3 protein-coding genes are annotated in these 2838 nt (G+C 74.7%); 2 read left to right on the top strand and 1 reads right to left on the bottom strand.

Going from position 1 to position 2838, the window contains the following annotated elements:
• Positions 1–569 (bottom strand): hypothetical protein (locus AC0CYZ_RS30365; RefSeq protein ID WP_472221836.1); only part of this gene is annotated, 569 nt, incomplete at its 3' end.
• A gap of 85 nt (positions 570–654) precedes the next feature.
• Between AC0CYZ_RS30365 and AC0CYZ_RS30360 the strand changes: the two genes are divergently transcribed.
• Entirely contained in the window at positions 655–2025 is a 1371-nt protein-coding gene (locus AC0CYZ_RS30360; RefSeq protein WP_472221835.1) for an NAD(P)/FAD-dependent oxidoreductase, read from the top strand.
• Between the two features lie 33 nt (positions 2026–2058).
• The coding region (locus AC0CYZ_RS30355) for a cation diffusion facilitator family transporter (protein ID WP_472221834.1) at positions 2059–2838 on the top strand (780 nt) is incomplete at its 3' end.

Below are 2838 nucleotides of genomic sequence, written 5' to 3'. Positions count from 1 at the left end.
GGCTCACGCGGCACGTCGCGCGACACCGCCGGGCCGCACACGCGGCACGCGTCGACTCGCGGGGGCAGCACCGCGGTCCGCGTGCGGCGCAGGAACCGACCGAAGGCCCGCTCGTAGTTCGCCGCGGCACCCGAGGTCCCGTAGACCACGACGTCGAGCAGCAGCAGCGAGGCCCCGACGGCTGCGGTGAGCAGCCGGGAGGCCACCGCGCCCAGCAGCGGGCGGTGGTCCAGCGACCGGTAGCTCAGACGCTCGCGGGCGTCGAGGTTCTCGATCGCGTAGGTCGCGACCGCCACCCGCCGTCGTCGCGGGAGGACCTTGAGCAGGACGACGTAGCGGAGCGCCCGGACCCACTCGCCGAGCCAGAGCGGCTCGGCGACCTCCATCAGCTCCAGGTCGGGGTCCCGGATCGCCCGGAGCAGCGCGGTCCAGGTGAAGGGGCGGACGGTGGGACCGAGCAGGGTGGCGTCGGAGTCGCCGAGCTGCGAGGTGAACAGGACGAGCTGGCTCGCGGGCTTCTCCTCGATGACCGAGCTCCGCAGGTTGGGGACGATCCGCAGCGACTGCACGCGCACAGGGTCCCGGTCGGGGGACCGTCCGGCCGCGCGGGGGAGTGGCGTTTCGCGGCGGGCACTCGCCGGGGAAGTCGGGCGCATGAGCGCGCAGCGGGTGGACGGCTCGAGTCCGACGGGATCGCGTCCCCGGGTGGTCGTGGTGGGCAGCGGGTTCGCCGGGTACCACGCGGCCCGCTCGTTGGCGCGGGCGACCGGCGACACGGTGGACATCGTGCTGGTCAGCCCGACCAACTACTTCCTCTACCTGCCCCTGCTCCCCGAGGTCGCCGCGGGCATCCTCGAGCCGCGACGCATCTCGGTGTCGCTGTTCGACGCGCTCCCCCGGGGCGTCAAGCACGCGACGGGCGAGGTCGACGAGCTGGACACCGATGCCCGCCGGGTGGGCTGGCTCGACCCCGAGGGCCAGCGGCACGAGCTGGAGTACGACCGGCTCGTGCTCGCGGCCGGGAGCGTGCACAAGGTCATGCCGATCCCCGGCGTCGCCGAGCACGCCCACGGCTTCCGCGGGGTCCCCGAGGCGCTCTACCTGCGCGACCACCTCATCCGCCAGGTCGACCTCGCGGCCATGTGCGAGGACCCCGCCGAGCGGCAGGCGCGGCTGACCTTCGTGGTCTGCGGCGCGGGCTACACCGGCACGGAGGTCACCGCCCAGGGCCAGCTGTTCACCCGGCAGCTCGCGGCGTCCCGCGGGCTCGGCGACGACGCCACCCGGTGGGTCCTGGTCAGCCGGGGCGACGTGCTCGCGGGTCTGGACCAGCACCTCGCCCGGACCGCGGACCGGGTGCTGCGCGAGCGCGGCGTCGAGGTCCGCACCGGCACCACCGTCGAGGAGGCCACCGCCCACGGGGTCCGGCTCGACGACGGCGAGGACGTGCCCGCCCGGACGCTCGTCTGGTGCGTCGGCGTGCGACCCGACCCGCTGATCGACGACCTCGGGGTCGAGGTGCAGGAGGGCCGGGTGGTGACCGACCGGTACCTCTCGGTGCCGGGCCACCCGGAGCTGATGGCGTGCGGCGACGCGGCGGCGGTACCCGACCCCAGCCGCCCCGGGGAGTACTGCGCCATGACGGCCCAGCACGCCGTGCGCCAGGGCAAGCTGGTCGGCCGCAACCTCGCCGCGTCGTTCGGCAAGGGCCACCGCAAGAAGTACTCGCACCGCGACCTGGGGTTCGTCGTCGACCTCGGGGGGTTCCAGGCCGCGGCGAACCCGCTGCACGTGCCCATCACCGGGCGCCCCGCGCACACCGTGGCCCGCGGCTACCACCTGTTCTCGATGCCCGGTAACCGGGCGCGGATCGCGCTCGACTGGGCGGCCGACGTGCTGCTCCCGCGCCAGACCGCGCAGCTCGGTCTGGTCCGCTCCCCGGCGGTACCGCTCGACACCGCCTCACCGGAGGTCCCGCAGCACCACCTGGGGTTCCCGCACGCGCGGGCCTTCCGCGACACCTGACGAGTCGGTCGCGCTGCGGCGAGAATGGGCGACGTGAGCGCACCGGCGAACCGGCACCGGCACGGGCATGGCCACGGCCACGGCCACGCGTCGTGGTGGCGTCGGGTGGTGCACCGCCTCCCGACGCACTCCCACGACAGCGCCGACCGCGTCGACCGCGAGCTCGAGGCCAGTCGCGAGGGTCTGCGGGCCCTCTGGTGGTCGCTGGGCCTCCTGGGTCTCACGGCGGCCCTGCAGGCGGCGGTGGTGGTGCTCTCGGGATCGGTGGCGCTGCTCGGCGACACCGTCCACAACGTCGCCGACGCCCTGACCGCGGTCCCGTTGGGCATCGCGTTCCTCGTCGGCCGCAAGGCCGCGACCCGTCGGTACACCTACGGCTTCGGCCGCGCCGAGGACCTCGCGGGGATCGCGGTGGTCCTCGCCATCACCGCCTCCGCGGTCGTGGCCGCCTGGGAAGCCGTCGACCGGCTGATCCACCCCCAACCGGTGTCGCACCTGCTGGTGGTCGCCCTCGCCGGGCTCATCGGCTTCGTCGGCAACGAGGTGGTCGCCGGCTACCGCATCCGGGTCGGGCGACGCATCGGGTCAGCCGCCCTCGTCGCCGACGGCCTGCACGCCCGCACCGATGGGTTCACCTCACTGGCCGTGGTCGTCGGCGCCGGAGGGGTCGCCCTGGGCCTGGACTGGGCCGACCCGGTCATCGGCCTCGTGATCACCGCCGCGATCCTGGTGGTGCTGCGCGACGCCGCGCGCGAGGTCTACCACCGGCTCATGGACGCCGTGGACCCCGAACTGGTCGACACCGCCGAGGAG

Source organism: Actinomycetospora sp. (genome assembly GCF_055612215.1).
This window is presented reverse-complemented; position numbering and strand designations above follow the sequence as displayed.